At 51.1% G+C, this 13,997-nt stretch carries 11 protein-coding genes; 5 read left to right on the top strand and 6 right to left on the bottom strand.

Going from position 1 to position 13,997, the window contains the following annotated elements; genetic code table 11:
- The first annotated feature begins 21 nt into the window (after positions 1–21).
- Complete coding sequence (locus OO017_RS12475; protein ID WP_266052832.1) at positions 22–1,356, top strand: MFS transporter; 1,335 nt, start codon at positions 22–24, stop codon at positions 1,354–1,356.
- Positions 1,357–1,465: 109 nt separating this feature from the next.
- Here the strand turns inward: OO017_RS12475 and OO017_RS12470 are convergent, their stop codons facing one another.
- Both OO017_RS12470 and OO017_RS12465 read right to left on the bottom strand, forming a co-directional pair.
- Complete coding sequence (locus OO017_RS12470; protein ID WP_266052831.1) at positions 1,466–3,127, bottom strand: amidohydrolase; 1,662 nt, start codon at positions 3,125–3,127, stop codon at positions 1,466–1,468.
- An 8-nt stretch (positions 3,128–3,135) separates the two neighbouring features.
- Positions 3,136–3,909 carry an AMP nucleosidase gene (locus OO017_RS12465; RefSeq protein ID WP_266052830.1) on the bottom strand — a complete coding sequence of 258 codons (774 nt, stop codon included), beginning with the start codon at positions 3,907–3,909 and terminating at the stop codon, positions 3,136–3,138.
- Between the two features lie 89 nt (positions 3,910–3,998).
- Here OO017_RS12465 and OO017_RS12460 point away from each other — a divergent pair, with 89 nt between their 5' ends.
- Positions 3,999–4,448 carry a type I restriction enzyme HsdR N-terminal domain-containing protein gene (locus OO017_RS12460; protein WP_266052829.1) on the top strand — a complete coding sequence of 150 codons (450 nt, stop codon included), beginning with the start codon at positions 3,999–4,001 and terminating at the stop codon, positions 4,446–4,448.
- Between the two features lie 48 nt (positions 4,449–4,496).
- Here OO017_RS12460 and OO017_RS12455 read toward each other — a convergent pair whose 3' ends face one another.
- From OO017_RS12455 to OO017_RS12445, 3 genes are all read right to left on the bottom strand, one after another.
- On the bottom strand, positions 4,497–6,371 hold the full coding sequence (locus tag OO017_RS12455) for an LTA synthase family protein (protein ID WP_266052828.1): 1,875 nt from the start codon (positions 6,369–6,371) through the stop codon (positions 4,497–4,499).
- A gap of 132 nt (positions 6,372–6,503) precedes the next feature.
- A complete protein-coding gene (ald, locus tag OO017_RS12450; protein WP_266052827.1) occupies positions 6,504–7,616 on the bottom strand; it encodes an alanine dehydrogenase in 1,113 nt (370 codons plus the stop codon).
- Between the two features lie 238 nt (positions 7,617–7,854).
- The gene (locus tag OO017_RS12445; RefSeq protein WP_266052826.1) at positions 7,855–8,595 is read right to left on the bottom strand and encodes a DUF1573 domain-containing protein; all 741 of its coding nucleotides are present in this window, start codon (positions 8,593–8,595) and stop codon (positions 7,855–7,857) included.
- A gap of 235 nt (positions 8,596–8,830) precedes the next feature.
- Here OO017_RS12445 and OO017_RS12440 point away from each other — a divergent pair, with 235 nt between their 5' ends.
- Positions 8,831–11,239 carry an alpha-ketoacid dehydrogenase subunit alpha/beta gene (locus OO017_RS12440; RefSeq protein ID WP_266052825.1) on the top strand — a complete coding sequence of 803 codons (2,409 nt, stop codon included), beginning with the start codon at positions 8,831–8,833 and terminating at the stop codon, positions 11,237–11,239.
- A gap of 76 nt (positions 11,240–11,315) precedes the next feature.
- Here the strand turns inward: OO017_RS12440 and OO017_RS12435 are convergent, their stop codons facing one another.
- Positions 11,316–11,867, bottom strand: coding sequence for a hypothetical protein (locus OO017_RS12435; RefSeq protein ID WP_266052824.1), 552 nt, complete (start codon positions 11,865–11,867; stop codon positions 11,316–11,318).
- Positions 11,868–11,936: 69 nt separating this feature from the next.
- On the opposite strand from OO017_RS12435, the gene OO017_RS12430 reads away from it, so the two are divergent.
- Positions 11,937–12,932 carry an acyl-CoA synthetase family protein gene (locus OO017_RS12430; RefSeq protein ID WP_266052823.1) on the top strand — a complete coding sequence of 332 codons (996 nt, stop codon included), beginning with the start codon at positions 11,937–11,939 and terminating at the stop codon, positions 12,930–12,932.
- Positions 12,933–12,966: 34 nt separating this feature from the next.
- Positions 12,967–13,887, top strand: a complete 921-nt coding sequence (locus OO017_RS12425; protein WP_266052822.1) for a zinc-dependent peptidase — start codon at positions 12,967–12,969, stop codon at positions 13,885–13,887.
- The last annotated feature ends 110 nt before the right edge of the window (positions 13,888–13,997 follow it).

The raw sequence follows: 13,997 nt of genomic DNA, 5'->3' as shown, positions 1-13,997 counted from the left end.
TTATTTTTAGTACTTTACGGGATGGAAAAGAACAACCCTACCGTTACCCGGGCCTGGTGTTTTTATGATTGGGCCAACTCCGTTTATTCGCTGGTTATCACGTCTACTATCTTCCCGATATACTTCAGCGCGGTAGCCAGAAAGCCGGATGGGACCTCGGTGGTAAACTTCTTGAGTTTGACCTTGGATAGTTCGGTTTTGTTCACTTATGCCATCTCGGCCGCTTTCCTTATTATCGCATTTTTGAGCCCTTTTTTAACGGCCATAGCCGATTACAGCGGCCGCAAAAAGATGTTCCTGCAGCTGTTTTGCTACCTGGGCTCACTATCTTGTGCGGGTTTATACTTCTTTACAGCCGAAACATTTTCATTGTCTGTTGTACTTTTTGTGCTGGCTACCATTGGTTTTAGCGGAAGTATTGTGTTCTATAACGCATACTTGCCGGAGATAGCTACCGAGGACCAATACGACCGTTTGAGTGCACGAGGCTTCTCGATGGGGTACATTGGCAGTGTGATTCTGCTTGTCTTTAATCTTATGATGATCATGAAGCCGGAGTGGTTTGGTATTGCCGCTGATAACACGTCGCTGCCGCCGCGCATAGCCTTCCTGAGCACGGGCATCTGGTGGCTTGGTTTTGCACAGTATACATTCTACCACCTGCCGGGCAACGTGTACCAGCGTAAGCCTAAGGGCAGTTGGATTCTGAACGGTTTTAAGGAGCTGAAAAAGGTGCTGGATCAGGTAAAGGGCCTGCCCTTGCTCAAGCGCTTCCTGCTGGCCTACTTTTTCTATAACATGGGCGTGCAAACGGTGATGTACCTCGCGGCCATATTCGGTGAGGTGGAGCTGCGCCTGCCAAGCGAGGTGCTGATCATTACCATCCTGATCATACAACTCGTAGCCATCGCAGGTGCCTATGCCTTCGCAAAGCTGTCGGAGAAGTATGGCAACGTGCGGGCACTGATTTTGGCTGTTATGATCTGGATAGGAATCTGTGTGGGGGCCTACTTTACACACGGGGAGCTACAGTTCTATGCATTGGCGGCTGTAGTGGGCTCTGTGATGGGGGGAATTCAGTCACTGTCGCGCTCCACTTACTCGAAGCTGATTCCAGAAAGCACGCTAGACCACGCATCCTACTTCAGCTTTTATGATGTTACCGAAAAGGTTTCCATAGTGCTGGGTACCTTGGCTTATGGCCTGATTACGCAGCTGACGGGCTCAATGCGAAACAGCATCCTGGCGCTGATTACGTTTTTTTTACTGGGGCTGCTTTTCCTGTTCCTGATGCGGGGCAAAAGGATTCTGAGGGCACAGCCGGAAAGCACACACGCCCTTAGTGGCAATCAGTAGATTTTATACTTATACTTGCCCGTTAAGCAAAAAGTCCGCTGAAGTGTAAACTCCAGCGGACTTTTTGCTTGTTAAAGTAAAAGCATTCCTAAACTCTTAACTTAACAAGCTATTTCTTGTACACCAGCTTTCCATTCAGGTAGGTGCGCAGCACCTGTGCTTCGCGCATCTGGGTTGGCTCCACCGTCATCAGGTCGCGGTCTACAAGTATAAAATCGGCGAATTTACCGGGCTCTATACTTCCCTTCTCGCTCTCCTCAAAGTTAGACCTGGCAGCCCAAATCGTCATGCCTCGCAGGGCTTCTTCGCGACTCAGGGCGTTTTCCATCTGGAAACCTCCTTCAGGCCAGTCCTTAGCATCTTGTCTGGCTACAGCCGAGTGGAAGGTATAGAACGGATTTATACTTTCTACCGGAAAATCGGTGCCTAATGGAATGTAGCCGTTCTGCTCCAGCAGCTCCTTAAACGGGTAGGCGTGCCTGATGCGCTCCTTGCCCAGTCTGTCGCCTGCCCAATACATATCCGAGGTGGCATGCGTTGGCTGAACGGAAGGAACGATGCTATACTTGCCAAACTTGTTCATATCGGCCGGGTTGATGATCTGGGAGTGTTCAATGCGCCAGCGCTTGTCGTTTTCTCCACCCAATACCTCGCCGTAAATGTCCAGGAGCAGGCGGTTGGCTGAGTCGCCGATGGCGTGGGTGTTCATCTGAAAGCCGTGCTCATTCAACTTCGCAGCAATATCCCGGAACTCCTGCTCTGAGGCCAGCAGAAAACCGTAATGATTATGCTTATCGGCATAAGGCTTCAGCAAACTGGCTCCCCTTGATCCCAATGCACCATCAGAATATATCTTAAAGGAGCGTACATTCAACCTGTCGGTTTTGTAGGGACCGTTCTTAAAGTAGTAGTCCTGGTTCTCCTGCGAAGGGTTCAGCATGGCGTACACGCGCATCTGCAACTCGCCTTTCTGATGCATGTTATCAATCAGATCCACAGTCGATTTATCCAGGCCGGCATCATCCACAGTAGTTAAACCCACTGCAAACGTATTCGCCTCGGCGTTTTTCAGAGCCTCACGGCTTTCAGCTTCGGATGGGGCTGGTACCTTGCTGGAAACCATATCGATGGCATTATCTACAAGTATACCGGTCATTTTGCCGTTCTCCACTTCTACCAGGCCTCCCACCATCTTGGTCTGAGGGGTTATGCCAGCTAAGTCTAGCGCCTTCTGGTTAGCCAGGGCCGCATGCCCGTCGATACGGGTAAGTATAACCGGGGTGTCGGGGAAGAGGAGGTCCAGCGTATCCTTGGTCGGGAACTCCTTCACCGCCCAGTCGTTCTGGTCCCAGCCGCGGCCGGTTATCCACTCCGTGTCAGGGTATTTCTCGCGCTGCTCCGTTACCTTTTGCACCACCTCTTTAAACGACTCGGTGTCTACCAGGTCAGCCGAAACCAGCGAAAGGCCATAGCGGTAGAAGTGCGCGTGGGCATCTATAAAACCCGGGTAAATAGTCTTGCCCTCGGCATCGAGTTCCTCAGTAGCTTTATACTTGCCCCGAATCTCTTCTGAGGTGCCAACAGCCTCAATTTTGCCATCTTTCACGGCAAATGCCTCGGCTTTGTCGAAGCTGTCGTTTACCGTGTACACGTTACCGTTATACACGATCAGGTCGGCAGCATCGGAGTTGGTTTTGGTGCCGGTACAGCTGCCGAGCAGCGCGCCGCCAAGTAGCAGGGAGGCGGCAAGGGTACGGAGTTTAGTTGTCATGGTATGGTTTATTCGAAGCGCATGTGTTTTACAGAATCTCCCGTGTTAATCAGCTCCAGCAGCGAGTCGATGCCAATGCTCAGGTGCTTCTCCACGTAGTTGGATGTTACCAGTTTATCGCTTTCAGAAGTCTTCACACCCTCCGGGATCATCGGGTTATCCGACACCAGCAGCAGGGCGCCGTGCGGAATTTCATTGATAAAGCCCACGGTAAAGATGGTTGCCGTTTCCATGTCGATGCCCATGGCGCGGATCTGGCGCAGGTAGTCCTTAAAATCCTCGTCGTGCTCCCACACGCGGCGGTTGGTCGTATACACCGTGCCGGTCCAGTAATCCATCTCGTGCTTCTTGATCATGGAGGAAACGGCGCGCTGCAGGCGGAAGGATGGCAGGGCCGGGATTTCCGGTGGCAAATAGTCGTCTGAGGTACCCTCGCCGCGAATGGCTGCGATCGGAAGGATCAGGTCGCCGATCTGCGTCTTGCGCTTCAGGCCTCCGCATTTGCCCAGGAACAAGGCTGCCTTTGGCTTAGTTGCTGATAAAAGGTCCATTACCGTGGCTGCCATGGCGCTGCCCATTCCGAAGTTGATGATAGTGATGTTGTTGGCCGTGGCTGTCTGCATCGGCTTGTCCATCCCTCTTATCTCCACGCCGAAACGGTCGGCGAACATGCGCACATAGTTGATAAAGTTTGTGAGCAGGATATATTCTCCAAATTCATCGAGTGGCACGCCGGTGTAACGGGGCAACCAGTCGTTTACTATTTCTTCTTTCGTTTTCATGGGTTATTTTGATTAGTAAGGTATAAAAAAACCGCCTTGGCAGCAGGGGCTACTGGGGCGGAAGCGTGGGAAAATGGCTAAATTGCAGCATGGAAGCACTCAACTTACCACCTTTTGATTACAAAGTTACGAAATCTGACGCTAATTATCTGATTTTCGACATACTTCGGCGTAAAAACGTGGTCCTGACGCCGGAGGAGTGGGTGCGCCAGCATTTTGTGCATTACCTCATCCAAACGCTAGGCTACCCCAAAAGCCTGATCAGCATTGAGCGAGGCACCAGCTACAACAAACTCCAAAAACGTACCGATTTGTGCATTTATAACTCCCAAGGAAAGCCGCACCTGCTGCTGGAGTGTAAAGCCGCCCATGTACCCATAACGCAGGAGGTGGTAAAACAGGTATCTACTTACAACCAAACGATTCAGGCAAAGTATGTGGTGATATCCAACGGACTACAGCACTACTGCTGGCAGGTCGATTTCGAGACCCGAAAGTATGAGCCGCTGGCGGAGGTGCCAAAGTATAATTTTGAATAAACGAATGATTGAACCGGTGAATGAGTAGAAAAGTTTAAATCATCAGGTTTACTCATTCCAAAAGTATAGCCTGTTGCCCACCATGCCGTTTCTGAAGTACTGCACCTGCGCCTTTAGCAGTTGGCCAGCCTGTGGGGCAGGGGAGGCTGCCGGGGCAAGATCAGGGAAAGTATAAAAGGAAAGCTGGTCGTCCTGCTTCAACTCGGTTACCACCTCCGGCTGAACCAGCACATAGGCGCTGCCGTTAAAGAACACCGCCCTACCCATACTTGCGGTGTCCAGCAGTGAGTGGCCGAAAGGCAGCAGTTTATCTGTTGCTAGGTTGAGGTAATCCACCACGGTGGCCGGTATGTCGGCATGCTGGGCTACTTTTGATTCGTTTATACTCTGGAAGTCCTTGCCTGGGTGAAAAAGCAGTAGCGGCACCCGGAAATGCCCCAGCTCGTTCTGGTAGGCGGGGTTTATACTCTTCTGCGTGTGGTCGGCGGTAAGTATAAACAGCGTGTTCTCGTACCACGGTTGCTGCGAGGCTGATTTAAAGAACTGCCGCAACGCATGATCGGAATAGCCAATCGACTCATGTATCTCCAACTCTCCTTTCTGGAAACGGCCTTTATACTTGGCCGGTATGGTATAAGGCTGGTGCGAGCTCAGCGTGAACAGGGTTGCCATAAACGGCTGTTGAAACTCCGTCAGTTCCCTGGAAACATACTGCAGGTAGGGCTCGTCAAAAATACCCCACTGTCCGTCAAAGTCCTGCTTGCGGAGCGCATCCGGGTATTCATCCAGGCCAAAGTATTCCTGCACACCTGCCCGTGAGGCAAAGTTGTTAAAGCCCATCGAACCGTTAGCTGCCCCATGGAACATGGCTGTCTGGTAGCCAGCTTGCTGCAGCAATGTGCCTAAGCCATACAGGTTGTTGGAAAGGTAAGGAGATGTGATGAACGGTTCAGGCATTAGCGAGGGTACCCCGGCAAGTATGGAGGACAACGACTCTATGGATTTTCGCCCGTTGGCAAAGGCGTGCCGGAACATTATTCCTTCCGATGCCAGCGAGTCCAGGAAAGGAGTATAGCCCTGGCCGGTATTCAGTGCGCCCACATATTCGGCGGCAAAACTCTCCAGAATGATGATCACCACGTTCTCTTTAACCGGTGATCCATTTGGTTTGGTATACTTCTGCGGGTTAAACTGCAGCGCCGCCAGTAACTCTTTGTCTGAATTGAAGTAGTGTTTCTCTTCCAGCGCTGTCTTGCCGATTCCTTTGATGAAAGTGAAGGGGCTGTTGAGAGTGAGATGGCCCAAAGCGGCAGGCTCAAGTATAAAGGCATGGTTAGGCCGCAGCGGCTTTAGCTGCAGTCCGCCACGGATGCCCAGCACCACAAAACCCGCCACCAGCAGCAGGCGTAAGCTGCGTACCCACACTTTACCGGCGGGGGCGGGTAAGGCAGGGGCCTTGGGGAAAGCCTTAGCCAGGCCAACTAGAAGTAAAAGGAAGCCGAGTGCCAGGTACCAGTAGTACCCCAGCAGCTGCACCAACTGATCGGTAATGTCGCCGGTAATGGAAAGCAGCTCGTTGCTGGTGCGGCGGCCAATGAATTTAAAGAACTCAACGTCCACCATGGCCAGCGCTATAAAAGGGGCATTGCCAAGTATAAATACCCATTTCAGCACGCGCTGGTAGCCGGGGTGCAGTGTTTTTCCGGCTGGAAGAAGCGAGAGCAGGATAAAGAGCCCGTTTATGGCAAGTATAGCCGCCAGGTCGAAGCGTAGGCCATGCGCAAAGGCGAACAGCATCTGGCCTGCACCAGCCTCGGCAAACTCCGGGTAATTAAATATAAGAAACAACAGACGCAGCAGCGTGTAGAGCACAAGCAACAGGCCCAACCGGCGCAGCATCAGCTTAAATGTTGTATCGAACATTATTGTTTTTCTTAAGGCAAAAGTATAAAACAGCTCCGGACTATACTGTGTTAGTCGCTTACTGCAGGGCAAAAATAAGGGCGCCTTTCTGACAATGTCAAAAAGGCGCCCTTATTTATATGATAGCGGCTGTTACAGCACGTTTTCAGCAGGCACGAATTCCAGGCCAAACGCCTCTGCCACACCCTGGTAAACTACCTTGCCCTGCACCACGTTCAGGCCTTTCAGCAGCTCGGCGTTGTCGGCACAAGCTTTCTTCCAGCCTTTGTTGGCGATCTGGATAGCGTAAGGGAGCGTAGCGTTAGTAAGCGCCAGTGTAGAAGTATAAGGAACGGCACCCGGCATGTTAGCCACGCAGTAATGTACCACATCATCAATGATGTAAGTTGGGTCCTGGTGAGTTGTCGGCTTGCAGGTTTCAATACAGCCACCCTGGTCTACGGCTACGTCAACCAGCACAGTGCCCGGACGCATTTCCTTCAGCATGTCTCTGGTGATCAGGTGCGGCGCCTTGGCACCCGGGATCAGCACGGCACCGATGATCAGGTCATGCGTTGATAGCAGCTCGCGGATGTTGTACTCATTTGACATGAAGGTGTTCACGTTGGCTGGCATGATATCATCCAGGTAACGCAGGCGCTGCAGGTTGTTGTCCAGAATGGTCACGTCGGCACCCATGCCGGCAGCCATCTTGGCCGCGTTGGTACCTACCACACCGCCACCCAGGATCATCACCTTGGCAGGACGCACACCCGGTACGCCGCCCAGCAGAATGCCACGGCCTTTCAGGGGCTTCTCCAGGTACTTGGCACCTTCCTGCACCGACATACGGCCGGCCACCTCAGACATAGGCACCAGCAAAGGCAGGCTTCTGTCTGCTTTCTCCACCGTCTCATAAGCAAGGCAAACAGCCTTCTGCTTGATCATAGCGTGGGTAAGTGGCTCGTAAGAGGCGAAGTGGAAGTATGTGAACAGCAACTGGTCTTCCTTGATCAGGCTATACTCAGACTCAATTGGCTCTTTAACTTTGATGATCATCTCAGCGATGCCATAAACCTCCTCAATGCTAGGTAGGATTGTAGCACCGGCACCCGTATAATCATCATCCATAAAGCCGCTGCCCTCACCGGCAGTAGACTGTACGTAAACGGTGTGGCCATTGCGCACCAATTCAATCACACCGGCAGGCGTTACACCCACGCGGTTTTCGTTATTCTTGATCTCCTTCGGAACACCAATTATCATGTCGCGATCAGTTTAAAAAGTAACAAGTTTTATGTTTAGCTGCGCAAAGATACCATTAGTTTACAGAAATAAAATACTTCTGCGCTTCTGTGGCGTAAGGGTTTGAGTAAGAGGATGTAAATGTAACGAAACCATGCAACAGCCGACGCCGTTGTCACCATAAAACGGAAAGGTATAAAATGAAAAAAGGCAGCGATAAAATCACTGCCATTAGTACAAAATAAAACTATGAAAAAAACTATCTGAAAGGTGTCGGCTGTGCGCCTTCCTTTACCATATCTTTAGTTGCTTTGGCCTCCGTTACTTTCGCCTTTAACGTAAGTCTGAGGTTTGGCATGATCAAATCATTCGATAAAACGGTTACTACTTCGTTTTGCTCTCCTAACAACGCTGGAATATACCTTAGTTCCAAAGTCGCTACCTCGCCGGGTTTTATTTCCGCTTTAGAGGTGCGGTAAATTACGCAGTTGCACGCGCTGTCCACACCCTTTATCACCAGCGGCTTTCGGCCGGTGTTGCGAATCAGGAACTTGGCCACAGCTTTTTGTCCTTTTTCAAGTTTTCCGAAGTCGTGGCTTGTACTTCCGACTGCCAAACGCGGCGACAAGGCTTTTTGTTCCGGGGTGAGTCCGGAAATTAAATCTTTTGGGCCAACCTCCCCTTTAATGTATAAAACATGCGTCGGCTTCTCCGAATTGTTCGAGAGAACGGTAATACTTTTATGGAACGGGCCCGGCCGGCCTGTTGAATTGTATATAGCTGTAATCGTGCCAGTTTTACCCGGCATTATCGGCTCCTTGGTCCAGGTAGGGGTGGTGCAGCCGCAGGAGGCCTGTACACCTGGTATAACCACCGGCTCGTTTCCCTCGTTTTTCACCTTAAAAACGTAGGTGGCCTGTGTGCCCTCTGCTATGGTACCAAAATCATGGGTTTCCTTTTCAAATATCAGTTTCCCTTGTGCCTTAGCTGTATAGCTCACAAATATAAAACACAGCAATGTTAATAGGAATAGCTTTCTTCTCATAAAATAAAGGAAACAGAAATTTGCACTCAAATTCGGTTAATTTCTGTGCAAAACAAATATACTAATTTCTTTTTTCAAACATATAGTTACCCTTGTTCAGTTGTTGCTGCAGAAGGCCGCCAAATTTGAATTTAGGGGAATCTTATGTACTTTTGATTGGAAAAATCACTTTTGGTTTAATCGAGACAACATGCAAACCGCTGAAGCATCTATAACTCAGAGACTAACCTCCGAAGAAATATTAAATGACTACCGTATTGCCTGGGAAAGCCGCCAGGCCAGCCTTGCCGGACGCAAGGAAGTGTTTATGGGAAAGGCCAAGTTTGGTATTTTCGGGGATGGCAAGGAAGTGGCGCAGCTGGCCATGGCAAAGTTCTTTCAGAACGGCGACTTCCGCTCCGGCTATTACCGCGACCAGACCTTCATGTTTGCCATCGGGGAGCTGACGCTGCAGCAGTACTTTGCCCAGTTATATGCCCACACCGATGTAGAGGCTGAGCCTTCAACCGCCGGCCGCGCCATGAACGGGCACTTCGGTACCCGCTCGCTGGATGATGAGGGAAACTGGAAAAACCTGATGGAGCAGAAGAACTCCAGTTCCGATATATCGCCTACTGCTGCCCAGATGCCACGCCTGGTAGGTCTGGCCTATGCCTCCAAGTTGTACCGCCAGAACCCTGCGCTTCAAAGCTTTAAGAACTTCTCAGTAAACGGCAACGAGGTAGCTTTCGGCACGATCGGAAATGCTTCCACCTCAGAAGGTATGTTCTTCGAGGCCATCAATGCCGGTGGCGTACTGCAAATACCAATGCTGGTTTCTGTTTGGGACGATGCCTACGGTATCTCAGTGCCAGCCGAGTACCAGACTACCAAGGGCAGTATCTCGGAGATTCTGGCCGGTTTCCAACGCAATGCCGAAGGGGAGCAAGGGTATGAGGTATTTAAAGTAAAGGGTTGGGATTATGCCGCCCTTTGCGAGACATATGAGGCCGCCGTCCGTGTATGCCGCGAGCAGCATGTGCCGGTACTGGTGCACGTAGAGGAACTGACGCAGCCACAGGGGCACTCCACTTCGGGTTCGCACGAGCGCTACAAATCTAAGGAGCGCCTGGAGTGGGAGGCTGACTATGACTGCCTTAAGAAGATGCGTGAGTGGATACTGGACAATGAAATTACAACTGTTGAGCAACTGGATCAGATCGAGGCGGAGGCAAAAGATGCTGTGAAAGCAGCCCGCGGCAATGCCTGGTCTGCTTTTGCCACAGCTATAAAAGCAGACCACGAGGAGGCGCTGAACCTGCTGGATGGCCTTGCCAAAGCAAGCGAGCATATTACGGAAGTAGCCACCATTGCCGAGGAACTGCGCAAAACGCTTAACCCGATCCGTAGTGACTCTGTTAGAGCCGTGCGAAAGGCCTTGCGCTACGTGCGTGACGAGAACAACCAGGCCAAGCGTGAACTGGTAGGTTGGCTGGAACAGACCTTAGGTGAGAACGCCGACCGCTACAATTCATACTTATATAGCCAGTCTGATGAAGCGGCGCTGCTGGTAGAGGAAATAAAGCCTGAGTTTGATGAGAACTCCCCGGTAGTAGATGGCCGTGAGGTGCTTCAAGCCTGCTTCGATGCCATACTTTCCCGCGACCCGCGTGTGTTTGCCATTGGCGAGGACGTAGGATTTATAGGTGACGTAAATCAGGCTTTTGCCGGCCTGCAGGAGAAGCACGGTGAGTTGCGTGTTACCGACACCGGTATTCGTGAGTGTACCATCGTTGGGCAGGGGATTGGTGCTGCATTGCGCGGCCTTCGCCCGATCACCGAGATTCAGTACCTGGACTACCTGCTCTATGCCATCCAAATCTTGTCGGATGACGTGGCTTGCCTGCAGTACCGCACCAAAGGAGGCCAGAAAGCCCCATTGATTGTGCGTACGCGTGGCCACCGCCTGGAGGGTATCTGGCACTCAGGTTCGCCAATTGGCATGATCCTGCACAGCATTCGCGGTATGCATGTGCTTGTGCCACGTGACATGACACAGGCGGCAGGTTTCTACAATACCTTATTAAAAGCTGATGAGCCGGCTTTAATAATAGAGTGCCTCAACGGTTATCGCCTGAAGGAGCGTATCCCGAACAACATTGGTGAGTTTACGGTGCCGCTTGGCAAGCCAGAGATACTGAAAGAAGGTACTGACATTACCATCGTTACATATGGATCTATGTGCCGTATCGTGCTGGAAGCTGCAAAGCAACTGGAGCAGTTCGGTATCTCTGCCGAGGTAATAGACGTGCAAACGCTGCTGCCATTCGACGTGGACCACATGATCACGGACTCCATCCGGAAAACAAACCGTGTGTTGTTTGCTGATGAGGACGTGCCGGGCGGAGCATCAGCTTACATGATGCAGCAGGTGGTGGACGAACAGGGGGCCTGGAGATGGTTGGATTCTAAGCCGCAGTGTCTGTCGGCGCAGGCGCATCGTCCTCCGTATGGCTCGGATGGCGATTATTTCTCCAAACCTAACCCGGAGGATGTGTTCGATACGGTTTACGAGATCATGCACGAGGCGGACCCGAAAGCTTATCCAACAATTTATTAAGTATAAAATATACTTACATAAAAAATCCCCGGTAGCCGAAACTACCGGGGATTTTCTTTTAGCTTATCAGGTCAGTTTAGCGCCCTTGTCCCTGGTATACCACAATGTCATCTGTGTACACCACATTGCTCTTGTTAAGGGCACGGTCATAAATATATACTTCTAAACGAATGGTATCTCCGGGCGGGAAAGCATCTGTTGAAAAGTTAGTGATGGTATAACGTATCTCACCCTCCAACGTCTCAGCGTCTTCACCGGAAGAGAGCCTCGGGAAACGGCCGTTAAAGTTAACGGGAGTATCCTCATAGGTGTCCCCACGCTTTATCTGCAAGTTGGCCACAAAGTTGTCGAAATACTGCGAGCCTTGGTTAAAGGGTGGCTCAAAATCAGGCCCGGTCTGTGTGCCATCCGGGGCGGAACGGGCAAGGCCCAGGTCTCCGTCTCCATCCTGAAAATCGATGGCAACGACCAGGGAGTCCGAAATAATATTGTTCTTCGTGAAGGTATACTGCTCCACTCTGTCAAACGTAATGGCAGGTACGTCGCTGTAGCTTGGTTCTTCGCGGCAACTGTTAAAGGCAAAAGCCAGCACCAGCAGCAGAGGGCTATACTTTAGCATGTTTTTCATGTGGAGTATCAGAAAATGAAGCTAAATTTACTAAATCAAACGCAGGAAATATAGCAATTGTTGTATTCAATGGATTTTAAAACCCACCACGCCAGCATACTGTGTCAGCAGGAGCCTTTTGAATTTAATTCTACGGCTTTGGCACTGTTCCGTTTCCAGGCCCAGCACAATCCGGTGTACCGGCAGTACCTGGAGTACCTGCGCATTAACCCGGAGCAGGTGCAGGCGCTGGAGCAGGTTCCGTTTTTGCCCATAGAGTTCTTTAAAGAGCAGCAGGTGATGAGCGGAGAGTTTAAAGCGGAGGCCGTTTTCTACAGCAGCGGCACTACCCAGCAAGCTCGAAGCCGCCATTTTGTATCCAACCTGGAACTTTACCATCAGGTGTCGGAGCGTATTTTCGAGAGATATTACGGGGCTTTGCAGGATTACGTCATACTTGCGCTGCTTCCTTCCTACCTGGAGCAGGGCGGTTCGTCGCTGGTAGCTATGGTGGACCATTTTATAAAGAAGACCGGGCAAACTGAAAAAGGTTTTTACCTGCACGACCATGGCCAACTGTTGCAGGGGCTGCGGCAGGCGAGGGAAAGGGGTAAGAAAGTGTTGCTGATCGGCGTATCCTACGCTTTGCTGGACCTGGCCGCCGAGCTTCGGGGGCAGGAGGATTTTACAGGTGTAACCGTGATGGAGACTGGTGGTATGAAGGGGCGCCGCCGAGAAATGATACGGGAAGAGTTGCATGCACAGCTGAAGCAGAGGCTTGGCGTTCAGAGCATCCATTCAGAGTATGGCATGACCGAGCTACTCTCACAGGGGTACTCCAAAGGAGAGGGCATTTTCTGGCCTGGCTATACAATGCGCATTCTCCTGCGCGACCTGAATGATCCTTTTGATATGAACAGCCAGGTGCGCAGCGGTGGCATCAACGTTATCGACCTGGCCAATGTGGACTCCTGTGCTTTTATCGAGACGAAAGACATAGGCCGCCTGCACCCAGACGGAAGCTTTGAGGTGCTGGGCCGCTTCGATAATTCTGATATTCGGGGCTGCAACCTGCTGGTAAGCTAGCATCTTTCTTTTTGCAACTGCGTTTAAGGTGCCCATGGGATACATCGCATTCATACTTTTTGTAGCTGTTATTGGCTTCGTTTTTTACCGTTGGGCCACCAGGCAGAAGAGGCATCGCAGGCAGGTGCTGGCAGCGGAGTTCCCGGCAGAGTGGCGTAAGATCCTACAGGACAGGGTGGGGTTTTACCATACTTTAAAGACAGACGAAGACAAGCGGCGTTACGAAAAAATGCTGCAGCTTTTCCTTTCGGAGAAGCGCATTACCGGCGTTGATGTGGAGATCGATGACCTGACCAAGGTATTGGTGGCCTCCAGCGCCATTATCCCCATCTTCGGCTTCCGGGAATGGGAGTACCGTAATTTGGGTGAGGTGTTGGTTTTCCCGGGAAGTATAAAAAGGTATAAAAACGAGAAAAGTGAGGCCGTCAGCGAGGTGCTGGGTCGGGTAAATCCGTTTCAGAACGACCACTACGTAACGCTCTCCAAGCCTGCACTTGAGCGTGGCTTCAACGACATGGCCGACCGCAAAAACGTGGGCATACATGAGTTTGCGCACATGCTGGACCAGGCGGACGGTGAGATAGACGGAACACCCGCAGCCTACTTGCCCGAGGAGTTGGTGCAGCCATGGCAGGAGCTGATGTACCGTAAAATAAAGAAGATTGAGCAGGGCAAGTCTGACATTGATAACTACGGCGCCACGAGTGAGGCAGAATTTTTTGCCGTTGTAACGGAGTACTTTTTTGAGAAACCGGATCAACTGGCCGAGAAACACCCGAAGCTCTACGAACTACTCACTCAAATTTTTGACCAGAACCCCAAACGCCGTTTCCGCATCAATTTTAAGGAGCTTCTAAACCCTTACGGTAAGCGCATCGGCCGCAATGAGCTATGCCCCTGCGGAAGTGGCAAGAAGTATAAGCATTGCTGCCGACTGAAAAGAAAGCAAGGCTAAACCAACGATATGACTTGCAAAAGCAAAGAGCTGGCAAAAATATAACCAGGTATAAAAAAGTCATCCTGAAAGGATCCTGCACAAGTATAAATCATACTTTTATAACAGGA

The organism is Pontibacter anaerobius, assembly GCF_026241195.1.
GTDB classification, from domain to species: Bacteria; Bacteroidota; Bacteroidia; order Cytophagales; family Hymenobacteraceae; genus Pontibacter; species Pontibacter anaerobius.
Note: the sequence above shows the minus strand (reverse complement) of the source record. Positions and strands in the feature narration are given on the sequence as shown.

Coding starts and splice junctions, on each gene's coding strand:
- OO017_RS12475 (WP_266052832.1), top strand. CDS start 22: ATGGAAAAGAACAACCCTACCGTTACCCGGGCCTGGTGTTTTTATGAT.
- OO017_RS12470 (WP_266052831.1), bottom strand. CDS start 3,127: ATGACAACTAAACTCCGTACCCTTGCCGCCTCCCTGCTACTTGGCGGC.
- OO017_RS12465 (WP_266052830.1), bottom strand. CDS start 3,909: ATGAAAACGAAAGAAGAAATAGTAAACGACTGGTTGCCCCGTTACACC.
- OO017_RS12460 (WP_266052829.1), top strand. CDS start 3,999: ATGGAAGCACTCAACTTACCACCTTTTGATTACAAAGTTACGAAATCT.
- OO017_RS12455 (WP_266052828.1), bottom strand. CDS start 6,371: ATGTTCGATACAACATTTAAGCTGATGCTGCGCCGGTTGGGCCTGTTG.
- ald (WP_266052827.1), bottom strand. CDS start 7,616: ATGATAATTGGTGTTCCGAAGGAGATCAAGAATAACGAAAACCGCGTG.
- OO017_RS12440 (WP_266052825.1), top strand. CDS start 8,831: ATGCAAACCGCTGAAGCATCTATAACTCAGAGACTAACCTCCGAAGAA.
- OO017_RS12435 (WP_266052824.1), bottom strand. CDS start 11,867: ATGAAAAACATGCTAAAGTATAGCCCTCTGCTGCTGGTGCTGGCTTTT.
- OO017_RS12430 (WP_266052823.1), top strand. CDS start 11,937: ATGGATTTTAAAACCCACCACGCCAGCATACTGTGTCAGCAGGAGCCT.
- OO017_RS12425 (WP_266052822.1), top strand. CDS start 12,967: ATGGGATACATCGCATTCATACTTTTTGTAGCTGTTATTGGCTTCGTT.